At 71.6% G+C, this 15,705-nt stretch carries 12 protein-coding genes and 1 riboswitch; of the genes, 5 read left to right on the top strand and 7 right to left on the bottom strand.

Features of this window, described 5'->3' with window-relative positions; all coding sequences use genetic code 11:
- Positions 1-123 precede the first annotated feature (123 nt).
- Both OG963_RS19610 and OG963_RS19605 read left to right on the top strand, forming a co-directional pair.
- Positions 124-1,422 (top strand): ATP-binding protein, encoded by a 1,299-nt coding sequence (locus OG963_RS19610; protein ID WP_030914374.1) that lies wholly within the window; start codon positions 124-126, stop codon positions 1,420-1,422.
- Positions 1,406-2,101: a response regulator transcription factor gene (locus OG963_RS19605; RefSeq protein ID WP_030914377.1), complete on the top strand. Its 696-nt coding sequence runs from the start codon at positions 1,406-1,408 to the stop codon at positions 2,099-2,101. The genes OG963_RS19610 and OG963_RS19605 overlap by 17 nt, the downstream gene beginning before the upstream one ends.
- Positions 2,102-2,168: 67 nt before the next feature.
- Here OG963_RS19605 and OG963_RS19600 read toward each other — a convergent pair whose 3' ends face one another.
- Together OG963_RS19600 and OG963_RS19595 are read right to left on the bottom strand one after the other, a co-directional pair.
- On the bottom strand, positions 2,169-2,930 hold the full coding sequence (locus OG963_RS19600; RefSeq protein ID WP_371799287.1) for a GNAT family N-acetyltransferase: 762 nt from the start codon (positions 2,928-2,930) through the stop codon (positions 2,169-2,171).
- Between the two features lie 56 nt (positions 2,931-2,986).
- Positions 2,987-4,042, bottom strand: coding sequence for an NlpC/P60 family protein (locus OG963_RS19595; protein ID WP_371799286.1), 1,056 nt, complete (start codon positions 4,040-4,042; stop codon positions 2,987-2,989).
- A 356-nt stretch (positions 4,043-4,398) separates the two neighbouring features.
- On the opposite strand from OG963_RS19595, the gene OG963_RS19590 reads away from it, so the two are divergent.
- A complete protein-coding gene (locus OG963_RS19590) occupies positions 4,399-4,752 on the top strand; it encodes a hypothetical protein (protein ID WP_093773190.1) in 354 nt (117 codons plus the stop codon).
- 95 nt (positions 4,753-4,847) lie between these two features.
- On the opposite strand, the gene OG963_RS19585 is transcribed toward OG963_RS19590, so the two are convergent.
- A complete protein-coding gene (locus OG963_RS19585; RefSeq protein WP_371126348.1) occupies positions 4,848-5,993 on the bottom strand; it encodes a C40 family peptidase in 1,146 nt (381 codons plus the stop codon).
- Positions 5,994-6,000: 7 nt separating this feature from the next.
- Positions 6,001-6,167, bottom strand: a riboswitch (cyclic di-AMP (ydaO/yuaA leader).
- 258 nt (positions 6,168-6,425) lie between these two features.
- Between OG963_RS19585 and pcrA the strand changes: the two genes are divergently transcribed.
- Positions 6,426-8,879 (top strand): DNA helicase PcrA, encoded by a 2,454-nt coding sequence (gene pcrA / locus OG963_RS19580; RefSeq protein ID WP_093773188.1) that lies wholly within the window; start codon positions 6,426-6,428, stop codon positions 8,877-8,879.
- Between the two features lie 94 nt (positions 8,880-8,973).
- Here pcrA and OG963_RS19575 read toward each other — a convergent pair whose 3' ends face one another.
- Entirely contained in the window at positions 8,974-10,476 is a 1,503-nt protein-coding gene (locus tag OG963_RS19575) for a M23 family metallopeptidase (RefSeq protein WP_371799285.1), read from the bottom strand.
- Between the two features lie 293 nt (positions 10,477-10,769).
- On the bottom strand, positions 10,770-11,642 hold the full coding sequence (locus tag OG963_RS19570) for a triacylglycerol lipase (protein WP_093930869.1): 873 nt from the start codon (positions 11,640-11,642) through the stop codon (positions 10,770-10,772).
- 353 nt (positions 11,643-11,995) lie between these two features.
- Here OG963_RS19570 and OG963_RS19565 point away from each other — a divergent pair, with 353 nt between their 5' ends.
- Positions 11,996-12,409, top strand: coding sequence for a cobalamin B12-binding domain-containing protein (locus OG963_RS19565; RefSeq protein WP_030914396.1), 414 nt, complete (start codon positions 11,996-11,998; stop codon positions 12,407-12,409).
- Positions 12,410-12,601: 192 nt separating this feature from the next.
- Here OG963_RS19565 and OG963_RS19560 read toward each other — a convergent pair whose 3' ends face one another.
- A complete protein-coding gene (locus OG963_RS19560) occupies positions 12,602-14,218 on the bottom strand; it encodes a DUF5691 domain-containing protein (protein ID WP_319737053.1) in 1,617 nt (538 codons plus the stop codon).
- Between the two features lie 17 nt (positions 14,219-14,235).
- Entirely contained in the window at positions 14,236-15,636 is a 1,401-nt protein-coding gene (locus OG963_RS19555) for an SWIM zinc finger family protein (protein ID WP_371799284.1), read from the bottom strand.
- Positions 15,637-15,705: the final 69 nt, after the last annotated feature.

Genomic DNA, 15,705 nt, shown 5'->3' with positions numbered 1-15,705 from the left:
CTGATATCGGCCGCGCCGGACCCTGAAGGGAGGCCCTCGGGCCTCCGCAGGACCGGCCGTCTCAGGGTCGAGTGGGGGCCGACCCTGATGCCGCCGATCACCCCGGCATGTGACGATCGGAGCATGCCAGCCGCCACGCCCCGAGCCGCAAGCTCTCTCAGCGCCGACCCGGAGGAGCCACCGCTGCGCAAGCTGTACCGCAGCGCCGACGGGCGGATGCTGGGCGGCGTCGCGCGCGGACTCGCCGGGCATCTCGGGCTGCCCGTCGCCTGGGTGCGGTTCGTCTTCCTCGGCCTGTTCTTCGCGGACGGCCTCGGCGCGCTGCTGTACGCCGTGTTCTGGATCGTCGTCCCGCTCGGTGTCGGCGGGGTCGAGACGCCGCGCTCCGTCTTCGAGACCGGCGCCGACGGCAGGCGCCGGCTCCGCAAGCCCGACAAGGGGCAGGTCTTCGCCCTCATAGCCCTGCTGATCGGCGCCGTCGTCTTCGTCGGCAACGTCGACATGGGCAGCAAGGCCGACCGGTACATCTGGCCGACGCTGCTGATCGGTGCGGGCTCCGTCCTGGTGTGGCGGCAGGCCGACAACGCCCGGCGGGCCCGCTGGATGGAGGTCGGCAGCCGCCGCCGGGTGCTGCATCTGGCCCGCGGGCTGGCCGGGGTCGCCCTGGTCGGCCTGGGTCTCGCCGGCTTCATGGTGGTACGCGGCTCCGCGGCTCAGCTCGGCAACGTCCTCACCGCGGCGATCGCCGTCCTCACCGGCATCGCTCTGCTGGCCGGCCCCTATCTCGTACGTATGACCCAGGACCTCTCCGAGGAACGCCTGATGCGTATCAGGGCCCAGGAGCGGGCCGAGGTCGCCGCCCATGTCCATGACTCCGTGCTGCACACCCTGACTCTGATCCAGCGCAACGCCGAGGACCCGGGCGAGGTCCGCAGACTGGCCCGCGCCCAGGAACGCGAACTGCGCAACTGGCTGTACAACCCCCAGGGCACCGGCAAGGACGAGGGCGACGAACCGGAGACCCTCGCCGAAGCGGTCAAGCGCGCCGCCGCAGAGGTCGAGGACAAGCACGGTGTCCCGCTGGAGGTCGTCGTCGTCGGCGACTGCCCGCTCGACGAGAAGCTCGCCGCCCAGATGCAGGCCGCCCGCGAGGCGATGGTCAACGCCGCGAAGTACGGTGGCGAGGGCGGCGCCGTGCAGGTCTACGCGGAGGTCGAGGGGCGTACGGTCTTCGTCTCGGTACGGGACCGGGGGCCGGGGTTCGATCCGGATTCCGTACCGGCGGACAGAATGGGCGTAAGAGAATCAATCATCGGCCGGATGCAGCGCAACGGCGGTACGGCGCGGCTGCGTTCGGTGCCCGGCGGGGGCACGGAAGTCGAGCTGGAGATGGAGAGGGCGAGCGATGACGGACACCACTGAGGCAACCGGGGGCCAGGAGCGCCGGGTACGGGTCGTGCTCGTCGACGATCACCGGATGTTCCGCACCGGGGTGCAGGCCGAGATCGGCCGTACCGAGGAGACCGGCGTCGAGGTCGTCGGCGAGGCCGCCGACGTCGACCAGGCGGTCACCGTCATCACGGCGACCCGCCCCGAGGTCGTTCTCCTCGACGTCCACCTGCCGGGCGGCGGCGGCGTCGAGGTGCTGCGCCGCTGCGCCCCGCTGATGGGCGCGGTCGAGAACCCGGTGCGCTTCCTGGCGCTGTCCGTCTCGGACGCCGCCGAGGATGTCATCGGCGTCATCCGCGGCGGCGCCCGCGGCTACGTCACCAAGACGATCACCGGCACCGACCTGATCGACTCGGTCTTCCGGGTCCAGGAGGGCGACGCGGTGTTCTCGCCCCGGCTGGCCGGCTTCGTCCTCGACGCGTTCGCCTCGACGGACGCGCCGCCGGTCGACGAGGACCTCGACCGGCTCACGCAGCGCGAGCGTGAGGTGCTGCGGCTGATCGCGCGCGGCTATGCGTACAAGGAGATCGCCAAGCAGCTGTTCATCTCGGTGAAGACGGTCGAGTCGCATGTCTCGGCGGTGCTGCGGAAGCTCCAGCTGTCGAACCGGCACGAGCTGACGCGGTGGGCGACGGCCCGACGGCTGGTCTGAACTCCGGAAGGGTCCCGGCGGGCGGGGACACCGGAGGCGTTCCTGCGGAGCCGGGACTCCGGAGTGTTCAGGCGGGGTCGAGCGAGATGTTCAGCTTCTCGCCGATCCTGCGGTATCCGATGCCCGCATAGATCCGTTCCACGTCGGCGTCGCCCGGCTCCAGCCACACCACCCGGCAGCCCCGCGCGAACGCGGTCGCGGTCAGATGCGCGGAGAGCGCGGCGCCGATGCCGCGGCGGCGGAACGCGTCGGCGACGGCGAGACCGGCCAGTTCGGTGAGGCCGTCGACGGGGACCGAGCAGCCGCCGACGCCCGCCGGCACGCCGTCCACGGTGGCGAGGGCCGCAACGCCGCCGCCCGCCGCCGCGTTGCGCAGCCAGGCCGCCTCGCCGCCCTCTGGTTCGCCCGTCCCGCCGTAGCCGTGGTGCTGTACGCGGGCGGCGGCGTCGAACTCCGCGTCGGTGGCCGGTTCGGTGATGACGAGGGCGTCCACCGGCTTCGGCGGCAGGAGGTCGGCGGGGGAGCAGGCCAGGATCGGGGCCCGGTTCTCGACGGTGAAACCGGCGGCGAGCAGCGCGGGTTCGACCGCGGGTGCCCCACCGGGCAGATACTCCAGACGCGGCATCCGGTCCCGTTCGCGGAACGCGGCGATCAGCGCCTGCACATCGGCCGCCGTCGGCTCGGCCCCCTGGTCCGGGATCGCGTAATTGGCGTACTTCAGCTGCCAGTCGGGGTTGTGGCGGACGGTGAACGGACCGATCCGGAGATGATCGGGGGAGCGCAGGGCGAGCGTACGGGTGTGACTCTGGACGTCCGCGTCCATGGGCATGTATGAGTCTCCTTCGACCGGTCCGGTGGGGACTCGGAGCTGCGGCAGCCGGGAGCCTATGCCACCCGGGTCGCTCCGGCGAAGGGCATTTCGTCGATCGGCGCGACGCGGACCGGTGCACCGGGGTGCGGCGCGTGGATCATCAAGCCGTCACCGATGTACAGGCCGACATGGCTGACGCCGGAGTAGAAGAAGACCAGGTCGCCCGGGGCGAGTTCGGTGCGGGAGATCCGCTCTCCGGCGTTGATCTGCGTGTACGTGGTGCGCGGGAGCGAGACGCCGGCGGAGCGCCAGGCCGCCTGGGTCAGCCCCGAGCAGTCGAACGAGGTCGGACCGGTCGCACCCCAGACGTACGGTTTGCCGAGCGCCCCGTAGGCGAACGCTACGGCCTCCGCGGCGCGGGCGTTGGGGGCGGCCTGCGCGGCGCCGGCGCGCCGGTCGCTGCGATCGGCGTGGCCGGCGGCGGAGCGTGCGGTGTCCCACTGCTCGTACGCGGCGCGCTGCGCGGGCGACAGGGTGTCCAGGAGCCGCTGGGCGTCGGCCAGTTTGGCCCTGACCGTCGTGCGGTGCTTCTTCAGTTCGGCCTGGCGGGTGCCCAGTGCCGCCAGTTCCTCCTTCGCCTCGGCGCGCAGCTGCGCGATCTCGGTGACCTGCCGCTGCACCTGGGAGACCTGGGTGGCCTGCCGGTCGACGATCCGGTCCACGTACGAGGCGCGTTGCAGGTACTCGTCGGGGTCGGAGGAGAGCGCCAGCTGTACGGCGGGGTCGATGCCGCCGGTGCGGTACTGCGCTGCGGCGAGCGAACCGAGTGCGTTGCGCGAGGCGTTGAGGCGTTCGGTCCTGCGGGCGGCCTCGTCGCGCAGTGCGCCGAGGGACTTGGTGGTGGCGGCCGCCTTCTCCTTCGCGCCGTTGTACTGCTCGGTGGCGACCTCCGCCTCGTGGTACAGCCGGTCCACCTTGGCCTTGACCTGAGCTGGTGTGGGCTGCGGATCGGCGTGTGCGGCACCCGGCAGGGCGGCGGCGGTTGCGGCCCCGGCGAACGCGAGGGTGGCTGCGGTGCGGGCAGCAGAGCCGGTACACGGGCGCTGCTTGGGTTTCCGATGCGCTGCCACGAGGGCGGGGCTCCTTGCTGTCGACTGCCCGTCGGGGCCTACCGGCGGGCCCGCGAAGGTCCGACGGCGACGCCGGCAGGGGGAGCCGCGCGCCGCCGGACTCTTCGGCGGGGTGACCGGGCCGCCGCCCGGGTACGGAGCGTCGGTGAAGCCGGCCACCTGGATAGGGACGCTAAACCCGGGGCACGAGGAAGAGTCGTAATGACGCCTATTGCCCGAATTTGGCGAGGCGATGCCATCAAGTGATCGGAGAAAACGCGCCAGAGTCAGGCAATTGGTACAAATATAAGTGAAACGCCAAGGAGCCCCCACCTCGCCGGAGAGCGGTGCTATGGCCCCGGCTAGGCTGCGGCCCCATGGACGTACTGATCAATGTCTTCGTCGCGCTGCACATCATCGGCATCGCCGCACTCCTGGGCGGCTTCCTGACCCAGATGAAGGCGATGGGGTCGGGCACGGCCCGCTTCGTCCCGGCGATGCTGCACGGGGCGCTGACCATGCTGGTCACCGGTATCGCACTGGTCGGGCTCAACCAGGCGGACGACCAGCCGGTCAACAACATCAAGATCGGTGTGAAGCTGGCGGTCCTGGTCGTGATCCTCGCGCTGGTGTACGTCAAGCGGGACGAGGAGAGGGTCGAGAAGGGCGTCTTCGCGGCGGTCGGCGGGCTGACGGTCGCCAACATCTTCATCGCGACGCTCTGGACCTGAGCCGGCCGCTGCCGCCCGGGCCGGTCCCTGTCCTTCATGGCGCGAGCCCCCACCGGATCCTTCCGGCGGGGGCCCGTCGCCGTCCGGGGCCGTGGCTACCCGGGCCGCACGCTGCCGTAGATCGGCATGTAGTAGATCGATTCCTCGCGGACGTTCGCGCCCGGCTTCGGCGCGTGGATCATCATGCCGTCGCCCTTGTAGATGCCGACGTGGCTGATGTCGTCGTAGAAGAAGACGAGGTCGCCCGGCTGCAGATCCGCCGTCGCGATCCGCGTGCCGATCTTCACCTGGTCCCAGGTGGTACGGGGTATGTCGACGCCCGCCGCCTTCCAGGCGGCCTGGGTCAGCCCCGAGCAGTCGTACGACGACGGGCCCGTCGCGCCCCAGACGTACGGCTTGCCCAACTGGGCGCGGGCGAAGGCGAGGACCTTGTCGGCCTTCGTGGTGGCGCTGCTGTCCGATCCGGTCCCGGTCCCTGTGTCACCGCCGGATCCGGCCTGGTTCGCGGCCTCCTCGGCCTTGCGGTCCGCCTCCGCCTTGGCGGCCGCCTGCTGACGGGCCAGCTCCTCGGCCTTGCGCTTGGCCTCCGCCTCCTTCTTCCGCTCCAGCGCCGCGAGCCGCGCCTTCTCCTCGGCCGTCAGCTTCGACAGCATCGCGCGGGCCTCGCCCAACTTCTTCTGGACGTTCTCCTTGCTGGTCCGCAGCGTGGCCTGCGACTCGGTGAGCGTCTCCAGACTCTTCGCCGCCTCGGTGCGCTTCTTCGACGCCGCGGCCTGCTGCGTACGGAAGTCCGTGACCGCCTTCTGCTGCCGGCCCGCCATCCGGGCCATCAGCTGGTTCTCGTCGAAGTACGACTGCGGGTCGTCGGCCAGGAAGAATGTGGCGCTCGGCGCGATGGAGCCGGTGCGGTACTGCGCCGCCGCGTAGTTGCCGAGCGCCCTGCGCGCATCGTTCAGCTTGTCGGCACGCTTCGCGACGTCGTCCAGCAGCGCGTCGACCTTGCCCCGCTGCGCGGCGGAGGCCTCCTTCGCCTGGTTGTACTGCTGGGTCGCGGTGCCCGCCTGCCGGTAGAGGTCGTCGACCTTCTTCTGCACGTCCTCGATGCTGGGCTTCGGCGAGGCCGGGGCGGCCGTGGCGCTCTGTGTGGAGAGCAGGGTCACACCCGCCAGGGCGGCCGTCGTGAGCCCGACGGCGGGCGTGGTGGAGCGCATCCGGGTGCGCGGTTTGCGATGCGACGCCAAGGCCGGCATCTCCTTCCGTGGACCGCCTACCGGGTTAGCTGTCGGGTTCGGGCGGAACGGAAGGCTGCCCTACGGTCCGGATGTGGAGATATGGACCGATTCACCCCGGTGATGCATGTGGGTCCCCGGTTCCGAACTCCCGCGAGGGCAGCCCGGATTCGGCGTGGGCGCCCGCTCGGCGTGGTTCGCCTCAGGGGGTACGGGCCGCCCGATCGAGCACGCTAGCCAACCCGTGGTGCCGCTGTGAAGGTTGATGTTCGATATGCCCGATACATTTTCGTGACCTTGTCGGCGGAGCCGGGGATGCGGGCCGGGCCGCCCCCTCTTCCTCTACGCGGTGTGGGCGCACGCTCTCCCTGTGTGCCCGTGCGCCGGGTGCGGTTCGCCATGCGGCCGCACGGTGTCGGTGCGGCGGCCTAGACTCGTCAAGCGATGAGCAGCCTCTTTGACGACAGCTTCCTGGCCGGCCTCCAGCACTCGGAGGAAGAGCCCCCGCCGCCCCCCGAGGACTCCGCACCCGAAGCGGTGCCGGAGGATCTCTTCGCGGGCGTGTTCGACGCGCCCCCGCCGCCCAGGGACGCGTACTACCGGGACGGCGCCCACCGCCCCGTCATCGACGCCGCCGCCCTGCTCGACGGGTTGAACACCGAGCAGCGTGCCGCCGTCGTGCACGCGGGGTCGCCGCTGCTCATCGTCGCCGGGGCCGGCTCCGGCAAGACCCGGGTGCTCACCCACCGCATCGCCCATCTGCTGGCCGAGCGCGGGGTGCATCCCGGCCAGATCCTGGCGATCACCTTCACCAACAAGGCCGCGGGCGAGATGAAGGAGCGCGTCGAGCAGCTCGTCGGACCGCGCGCCAACGCCATGTGGGTCATGACGTTCCACAGCGCGTGCGTGCGGATCCTGCGCCGTGAGTCGAAGAAGCTCGGCTTCACCTCGTCGTTCTCGATCTACGACGCCGCCGACTCCAAGCGGCTGATGGCCCTGGTCTGCCGCGATCTGGACCTCGATCCGAAGCGCTTCCCGCCGAAGTCGTTCACGGCGAAGGTCTCGAACCTGAAGAACGAGCTGATCGACGAGGAGACCTTCGCCGGGCAGGCCGCGGACGGCTTCGAGAAGACGCTCGCCCAGGCCTACGCGATGTACCAGTCCCGGCTGCGCGAGGCCAACGCACTGGACTTCGACGACATCATCATGACGACGGTCCATCTGCTCCAGGCGTTCCCGGATGTCGCCGAGCACTACCGCCGCCGCTTCCGGCACGTCCTCGTGGACGAGTACCAGGACACCAACCACGCGCAGTACACGCTCGTACGCGAACTGGTGGGCCCGGCCGGACCGGCCGACGCCCCCGCCGAGCTGTGTGTCGTGGGTGACGCGGACCAGTCGATCTACGCCTTCCGCGGCGCGACCATCCGCAACATCCTCCAGTTCGAGGAGGACTACCCGAACGCGACGACGATCCTGCTGGAGCAGAACTACCGCTCCACGCAGACGATCCTCTCCGCGGCCAACGCGGTCATCGAACGCAACGAGAGCCGCCGCCCCAAGAACCTCTGGACGAACGCGGGCGAGGGTGCCCGGATCACCGGCTATGTCGCCGACACCGAGCACGACGAGGCGCAGTTCGTCGCCGACGAGATCGACCGGCTGACCGACGCGGGCGACGCCAAGGCGGGCGATGTCGCCATCTTCTACCGGACGAACGCGCAGTCCCGCGTCTTCGAAGAGATCTTCATCCGCGTCGGCCTGCCCTACAAGGTCGTCGGCGGCGTGCGCTTCTACGAGCGCAAGGAGGTCCGGGACATCCTGGCCTACCTCCGGGTCCTCGCCAACCCCGAGGACACCGTCCCGCTGCGCCGCATTCTGAACGTGCCGAAGCGCGGCATCGGCGACCGCGCCGAGGCGATGATCGACGCCCTGTCGCTGCGCGAGAAGATCACGTTCCCGCAGGCACTGCGCCGCGTCGACGAGGCGTACGGCATGGCGGCCCGCTCGGCCAACGCCGTCAAGCGGTTCAACACGTTGATGGAGGAGCTGCGCACGATCGTCGAGTCGGGCGCGGGCCCCGCCGTGGTGCTGGAGGCGGTCCTGGAGCGGACCGGCTATCTCGCGGAACTCCAGGCGTCCACCGACCCGCAGGACGAGACCCGCATCGAGAACCTTCAGGAACTCGCCGCCGTCGCGCTCGAGTTCGAGCAGGAGCGGGGGGAGGCCGACGCAGGGGAAGGCGCGAGTGCGGGCACGCTCGCCGAATTCCTGGAGAAGGTCGCGCTCGTCGCCGACTCCGACCAGATTCCCGACGAGGACACGGACGGCTCCGGCGTCATCACGCTGATGACGCTGCACACCGCGAAGGGCCTCGAATTCCCCGTGGTGTTCCTGACCGGCATGGAGGACGGCGTCTTCCCGCACATGCGCGCGCTGGGACAGGTCAAGGAGTTGGAGGAGGAGCGGCGCCTCGCCTACGTCGGGATCACCCGGGCCCGTGAGCGGCTCTATCTGACCCGGGCGGCGATGCGCAGTGCGTGGGGGCAGCCCTCGTACAACCCGCCGTCGCGGTTCCTCGAGGAGATTCCGGACCAGCATCTGCAGTGGAAGCGGACCGGACCGATGGCGGCCCCGGCCGGACCGACGTCGGGGATCACGTCGTCGCTGTCCTCGTCGCGCTCGCGCTCGGGCCCCTCGGGTTTCGCGACCCGGCGCACCTCGGACAAGCCGACGATCACGCTGGTGGTCGGGGACCGGGTCACGCACGACCAGTTCGGGCTCGGCACGGTGACGGCGGTCGAGGGGGTCGGCGACCAGGCGAAGGCGACGGTCGACTTCGGGGACGAACGGCCGAAGAAGCTGCTGCTGCGGTACGCGCCGGTGGAGAAGCTCTAGGACGCCCCTGGGGGCACCAGCGGCGGTGGCGGGCGCGGAGTGCCTGCCACCGGGAGGGTGCCTGCCACCTCTCGCCGTGGACCCTCGCGGCTGCTCAGGTCGGGTCGAGGCCGTGGCTGCGGAGCCAGGGCAGCGGGTCTATGGCCGCGCCGCCACCGGGCCGGACCTCGAAGTGCAGGTGCGGGCCTGTGGAGTTCCCGGAGTTCCCGGAGTATGCGATGACGTCACCGGCCTTGACCGGGCCCGAGCGGATCTTGGTGCTGCTGAGGTGGCAGTACCAGGTCTCGGTGCCGTCGGCCGTGGTGACGATGGCCATGTTCCCGTAGGCGCTGTTCCACTGGGTGCGTACGGTGCCGTCCGTCGCGGCCATCACCGGAGTGCCGTACGAGACGGGGAAGTCGATGCCCGTGTGCACGGACATCCAGTTGACGCCTGCCTGGCCGAAGTAGGCGCTGAGGCCGTGCTGCGCGACGGGCAGGAGGAACTTGGGCCGCAGAGCCTCCTTGCGCGCGGCCTCCTCCTCGCGCTTCTTCTTCTCGGCCGCCTGCCGTTCCTTCAGGTCGATGCGCTCCTGGGTACGGCTGGCGCGGTCGGCGAAGTTCTCCGCGTCGGCGCTGAGGTTGGCGAGCTGGGTGTCCAGCTTGTTGTTGGCGGCGACCGGCTTGACGGTGCCGGGGTCGGCGGCCGCCATCGACATGGTGTCGTCCTTCTCCTCGCCGCTGCCGAGCCCGCCGACGGAGGCGGCGGCGATACCGGCGACGCTCATCACGCAGGCGGAGGGAACGGCGACGGTGAGGAGTGCGGAACGCTTCGCGGGGGTGCGACGCCGACTGCGGCTGGCGCCACGGGTGCTGGGGCGGCTCACGGGACGGGGGACGTCGCCCTCGCTGCGGCCCGACGCGCGGTCCGTGTCGAGGCCGTCGCTGTTCTCGCGGTCGTCGTCGATGTCGGTGGTGCCGGCCAGGTCCGTGTCGGGCAGGCTGAACTCGGCGGTGCGGTAGGGCTCGTACGGGTCGTAGGAGCCCTGGTCCGCGTACGACTCGTACGACTCATGCGCCTCGTACGACTCCTGGGCGCCGTGGGCGGTCTGTTCGGGTTCGTACGACTCCTGCGCGGTGTGCGCAGTTTGCTGATCGTGCTCGGGCGTGGCGCCGGTGTTCCAGGCGGTGGCGTCGTACGCGCCGGTGTCGTAGGCGGCCGTCCCGGCTGTCGCCCACTGGCCTTCCTGATACCAGCCGTTGGCGTCCCACTGGCCCGACGAATCCGGGGCGCCGCCCTGTGCGGGAATGCCGCCGGCGTCCGGCGTCCAGGTCGCGGTGGTGGCGTACTGCTGCGGCTGCTGGGTCCCGTACGCGACATAGGGGTCGTACGCGGCGGTCTGATGCGCGCCCGTGTCCCACTGGGTCGAGTCGTACTGGCCGCTGTATCCGGCCTGTCCGGTGCCGTAACCGCCGTCGTAGCCACCGTTGTAGCCGGTGGTGTCGTACGTGCCGTCGTAACTGCCCGGGAGGGAGCCGAAGAGCGGGTCGTTGTCGAAGCTGCCTGTGGAGTGGCTGTCGTAACCGACATACCCGGCGTGGGGGTGCTGGTCGTTCACCAACTTCTCTCTCGCCTCGGCAGCAGGACCTGGGGTCTGGGTCCGGTGGGGGATCCCAGGGGGAAAGCAGTGGCCGCGACTGTACCCGCCGGTATGCGACGCCGACAATCTTCGTCAGGTTTTGGCCGCTCAGGAAACGGGCAATCGGCCGCCTTTCGACGGACTGTGCACAGAGCTTTGGCTCTATGTTCGAAACGCGTTCTATTTGTGGGCCTGTCCTGGACGCCCGGAGAGCGGGTGGGTGGCCCTCGTCGCGGCGTGGCGGCCTTGCGTGGTGAGGGTTCCGGTCCTCCTCAGGCCACCGACGCGGTACCCGCGAGGCCGGGAGCCGCTTCCGGGGACTCGAGCGCCTGGCGGATCCCGGCGGCGACCGCAGGGTGGACCGGCAGTGCGAGATGACCGATCCCGCTGACACGTACGTTCTGGGCATCGAGGTCCGGATGGTCGATGCAGGCCGCCTCGGCCGGGACGATCACCTGGTCCAGCTCGCTCCAGAAACTCACGAACCGGGTCCGGCAGCCGGGCGCGGGCCGGCGCAGTTCCTCGATCGGGGCGGAACCGCTGCGCATCTGGCGCACGATCGGATGCGCACTGGCCATCGGGGCGACGGCCGTGCCGCCGTGCGGGGTGCCGAGAGTGACCAGGGTGCGGACCCGTCGGTCACCGCCGAGTCGCTGCACGTAGTAGCGGGCTATCAGGCCACCGAGGCTGTGTCCGACGATGTCGACCTCGTGGTGCCCGGTGCGGCCGCAGATCTCCTCGACGTGCCGGCCGAGCAGCTCGGCGGCGGTGCGGATGTCGCAGGTCAGCGGCGAGTAGTTGAGGGACTCCAGGTGGTGCCAGCCGTGCCGGGTGAGGGAGCGGCGCAGCAGCACGAAGACGGAGCGGTTGTCGATGAACCCGTGGAGCAGGACGACGGGCGGCCGGTCGGGACTCTCGACGGGAAGGGCAGCGGTACCGGCCGGTGCGGTGGACGGCTCGAAGGGGGGCTCGGGCGGGCGCGCGGGGTCCCGCCGCTCGTCGGTGATGCCCGCGGGGTACAGGAGGACATGCCCGGCGAGCACGATCAGCTCCAGTGCTGTGGCCCTCAGCAGCGCCGATGACAGCCAGGTGCGGCGCAGGCACGGCTCGCGCAGCATCGACGGAAGGAAAGGCAGGACCTTCATGACCCTCATGGCCGACCTCCTGCTCGGCGCACGGGGAGGCGGCTCCGGTCCCCGTATGCCCTCGTGGGCGCCGTGGCAGAGGTGTCGCGGGGGCTGGTCGGGCCCCTGGTGCCGTACCGCCGTGCCGTGCGGCTGGCGGCGCGGTGGTACGGCGACCTCGTAGCGGCTCCCCTGGCGTCCGTCCCGCGCGGCGGGTGTGCCGCGTGATGCGGGAACGGAGCCTGGCGAACATGTCCCAGGTGTGATTTCCCCCTCCCGGTCCACCGCGAAACGGCGGGTTGCGGGATGCTGTCGATAACGTTCGTTCACATCCCTGGCCCTTTCAGGCACGGGAGACGCATGTGGAGGCAGTGATGGGTGTGACCGGTCCGATCCGTGTGGTGGTGGCCAAGCCGGGCCTCGACGGCCATGACCGCGGCGCCAAGGTGATCGCGCGGGCACTGCGCGACGCCGGTATGGAGGTCATCTACACCGGGCTCCACCAGACGCCCGAGCAGATCGTGGACACCGCGATCCAGGAGGACGCCGACGCGATCGGCCTCTCGATCCTCTCCGGCGCGCACAACACGCTCTTCGCCAAGGTGATCGAGCTGCTCAAGGAGCGCGACGCGGAGGACATCAAGGTGTTCGGCGGCGGCATCATTCCGGAGGCGGACATCGCGCCGCTGAAGGAACAGGGCGTCGCGGCGATCTTCACCCCGGGGGCGACGACCGCGTCGATCGTCGACTGGGTGAATGCGAACGTCCGCCAGCCCGCAGAAGCCTGACCCGGCAGCGGGCGGTCCGGGCCCGCCCCGGCCGGGTCGACGCCCGCCCGGCCCGCCTGTCGCCTTTCCGCGGCACGCGGTCCGGCGGCCCTGTGTCCTGAGGAGAGAGACCGTGCCCGCGGTCCTGAGGAGAGATCCCTGGCCCGCGCGCCCCACGCGAACCCCTCGCCCTCCCGGCCGCAGCAGCCCCGCCTACGCGGTCTCCGCCCCCAGCTCCTCATCCATCACCGCGCGCAGCCGCAGCGTGGAGACCAGGCGCCGGAACGCCTCCGACCAGTAGCCGGCCGCGCCCGGTGACGCGTCTTCCGGCTCGTCCGGGGTGGTCGTGAGGACCTCCAGGCGGCCCGCCTCCGCCGGATTCAGGCAGCGCTCGGCCAGCCCCATGACGCCGCTGAAGCTCCACGGGTAACTACCGGCGTCGCGGGCGATGTCGAGCGCGTCGACGACCGATCTGCCGAGCGGCGCCGCCCAGGGGACCGGGCAGACGCCCAGGAGCTGGAACGCCTCCGACAGACCGTGCGCGGCCACGAAATCGGCCACCCACGCGGCCCGTTCCGCGCCGGGCAGCGTGGCGAGGAGCTTCGACCGCTCGGCGAGCGACGCCGTACCGGGCCCGTTCGACGGGGGGAGCGAAGCGGCACCGAGCAGGGCGCGCGCCCACTCCGGGTCGCGCTGCCGCACCGCCGCCCGGCACCAGGCGGCGCGCAGCTCCTCGCCCCAGCCGTCGGCGACGGGCAGGGCGACGATCTCCTGCGCCGTACGCCCGCCGAACCTCGCCGGCCAGACGGACAGCGGGGTCGCCTCCACCAACTGGCCGAGCCACCAGGATCGTTCGCCCCGCCCGGACGGCGGCACCGCCACGACGCCGTCGCGCTGCATCGCGGCGTCGCATTCGTGCGGGGCCTCCACGGCGACGGCCGCGGCGCCCACTGTCAGGTCAGGGTTCACGCACGACGAAGCGCGGGCCGCCATCCGCCCGGCCAGCGCCGACTCCGGCAGTGCGGACAGCAGTTCGGCGGCAGTCGCGCGCACATTGCGGCTGCGGTCGGAGAGGGCCTGCTCCAGGAAGGGTTCGTCCGCGGCGGACAGCCCGGCACGCAACGAGTCCAGGAACATCAGCCGGTCCTCGGCGCGCTCCGTCGACCACGTGCTGGTCAGCAGCGCGAGTGCACCACCCGGATCGTGTGCCCGTACGGCCCCGAGGAGGGCGACGCGCTCGGCGAACAGGCCCTCCTCCCACAGCCGGTGCACCGCATCGTCGTCGGTCACATCGGGCAGCAGCGCGCTTCCCGGCGAGCCGCGCAGCGCGAACTTCCACTCGGGGTTCAGCCCGGCCAGCCACAGCCCGCGCGGACCGGCGAACGCCAGAGCCTGCGGCCGCAGGTCGGTACGTGCCCGGGCCGCGTCCAGCAGGGGTGGCAGCAGCGACGCCGGGGCCCGGAAACCACGACGATCGGCGGCGGCCAGCCACTGCGGGATCAGCTCCGTGAGATCGGGCGCCGTGCCGCGTCGGCCGCCCCCGCCGCTCGGCGCCGACCGGTCGGCGAGCAGCTGGGCGAGCCTTCGGCGCGCGGCGGGCGGCAGGGGTGGCCGCGGGTCGGCGGGCGCCGTCCCGGGACGGGCGGCCGCAGTCGCGGGCCGCAGCCCTGCTCTGCGTCGCACCGTGTGCAGAGCCGCCTCATCCAGCAGCGTGATCGGCCCCGGCGCGGCTCCCGCCGGGAGCGGCCGGCGGTCGGTGCCGAGCAGCGCCGATGTGACGAGCTCTTCCCATGCGGTGGTCGTACCGGGCATCGGTTCGGTGGCGGGCATCGGTCCTCCTCCAGGGGTCAGATGAGCGGCACGGTCTCGGCCGCACCGTCGTCGCAGCTGTCGGCCCAGGCCGCGAGCGGGTCGAAGCCGCGGTGGCCGCATTCGCCGAAGACCGTGACCGGAGCGCCTCCGGAAATCGCCACGAGCTTCCACAGACCGGGCCGGGACAGTGCCGACGGGGCGACGGGCAGGGCCGTATCGTCTGCCGGGTCCACCAGCTGCCAGCCGTCGCCCGACGGCACCGGTATGACCGCGCGCAGGGTGACCGGCCAGGACTCCAGCCAGGGGTCTTCCCGAAGGGCGCGTCCGTAAGCGGCGACCGCGGCCGTCGTCGTGGAGCCCGGCGGGGGGGTGCCGGTCGGTACCGGCGCACCGAACTGCCCGCCCAGTTCCGCCCTCAGCTGCCCGGCCCCTCGATACGGCGTGAGCTCGGCGTCGATGGAGACGCCCACCGGCAGGGCCTGACCTGGGGAGCGTCCGGCCGCCCCGAAGGACAGCAGCAGTGCGGTGCGGCCCGAGTCCCTTCCGTACAGCCAGATCCGCCGCGTGACGATCTTGCCGTCCGGGGTGTCGTACTGGGCGAGGACCAGCCAGTGGTCGCGGACCGGTGGGCCATCCGCGGAGGCCGTCAGCCCCACCCGCGTGCGGACCGTCGCCGCCAGCGGCTCCGGCAGTCGGGCGATGCCCAGCCACGCGGTGTCCAGCAGATGCAGCAGCGCGCACTCCTCCAGAAGCCGCACCGGCCACCCGGGACCGGACGCCGGGATGGCCCCCAACTCCCTTACCCGTCCCGCCAGTCCCGGTGCCTGCGCGTCCACCATGCGGGCCGCCGTCTCCTCCCACAGCCCGTACCCCGACTGATCGGTCGCCGCCAGGCCTCCGCGCAGCAGATCCGTCAGCCGCTGCTCCAACTCCTGCGCACCGCCGGTGATCCGCTCGGCCCGGCGCTCGGCCCGGCGCCTCGCGGCCGCCGGATCGGCGGAGCCCGTACCGGCGCCGACCGTGCCGTCCCCGGCCCGGTCGGTCTTCTGCGGCGCCCGGCTGCGACGGCCGTCCAGCCACTCCCCTGCCCAGTCCGGCACCTCCGCCGGTCCGAGCGCCGCCTCGTCCGACGCCCAGAGCAGCAGCAGCCCCAGCGCGTGCTTGCACGGGAACTTCCGGCTGGGGCAGCTGCACTTGTATGCGGGGCCGGTCGTGTCGACCACCGTCCGGTACGGCTTGCTCCCGCTTCCCTTGCACAGCCCCCACACCGAACCCGATGCGTCGCAGCCCGCGCCGGACCATGGACCGGCCGAACCGAGCCTGCCGCCGGCCTTGCGTGACGCCTCGTCAGGAGCCAGTGCCAGGACCTGCTCCACCGTCCAGCGCACCACCGGAGCAGCGGTGCGCAAGGGTTCTCCCCCGTGAGTTAGCAGCATGGCAACGACGGTAGGGCGGGGCACTGACAATCGCTCCGACCTGCGGAAAGGCCGTGGGAACGACCGACT

Source organism: Streptomyces sp. NBC_01707 (assembly GCF_041438805.1).
Lineage (GTDB): Bacteria > Actinomycetota > Actinomycetes > Streptomycetales > Streptomycetaceae > Streptomyces.
This window is presented reverse-complemented; position numbering and strand designations above follow the sequence as displayed.

What these genes read in the sequence shown, in the direction of transcription:
- OG963_RS19610 (WP_030914374.1), top strand. Translation starts at nt 124, where the DNA reads ATGCCAGCCGCCACGCCCCGAGCCGCAAGCTCTCTCAGCGCCGACCCG.
- OG963_RS19605 (WP_030914377.1), top strand. Translation starts at nt 1,406, where the DNA reads ATGACGGACACCACTGAGGCAACCGGGGGCCAGGAGCGCCGGGTACGG.
- OG963_RS19600 (WP_371799287.1), bottom strand. Translation starts at nt 2,930, where the DNA reads ATGCCCATGGACGCGGACGTCCAGAGTCACACCCGTACGCTCGCCCTG.
- OG963_RS19590 (WP_093773190.1), top strand. Translation starts at nt 4,399, where the DNA reads ATGGACGTACTGATCAATGTCTTCGTCGCGCTGCACATCATCGGCATC.
- pcrA (WP_093773188.1), top strand. Translation starts at nt 6,426, where the DNA reads ATGAGCAGCCTCTTTGACGACAGCTTCCTGGCCGGCCTCCAGCACTCG.
- OG963_RS19570 (WP_093930869.1), bottom strand. Translation starts at nt 11,642, where the DNA reads ATGAAGGTCCTGCCTTTCCTTCCGTCGATGCTGCGCGAGCCGTGCCTG.
- OG963_RS19565 (WP_030914396.1), top strand. Translation starts at nt 11,996, where the DNA reads ATGGGTGTGACCGGTCCGATCCGTGTGGTGGTGGCCAAGCCGGGCCTC.
- OG963_RS19560 (WP_319737053.1), bottom strand. Translation starts at nt 14,218, where the DNA reads ATGCCCGCCACCGAACCGATGCCCGGTACGACCACCGCATGGGAAGAG.
- OG963_RS19555 (WP_371799284.1), bottom strand. Translation starts at nt 15,636, where the DNA reads ATGCTGCTAACTCACGGGGGAGAACCCTTGCGCACCGCTGCTCCGGTG.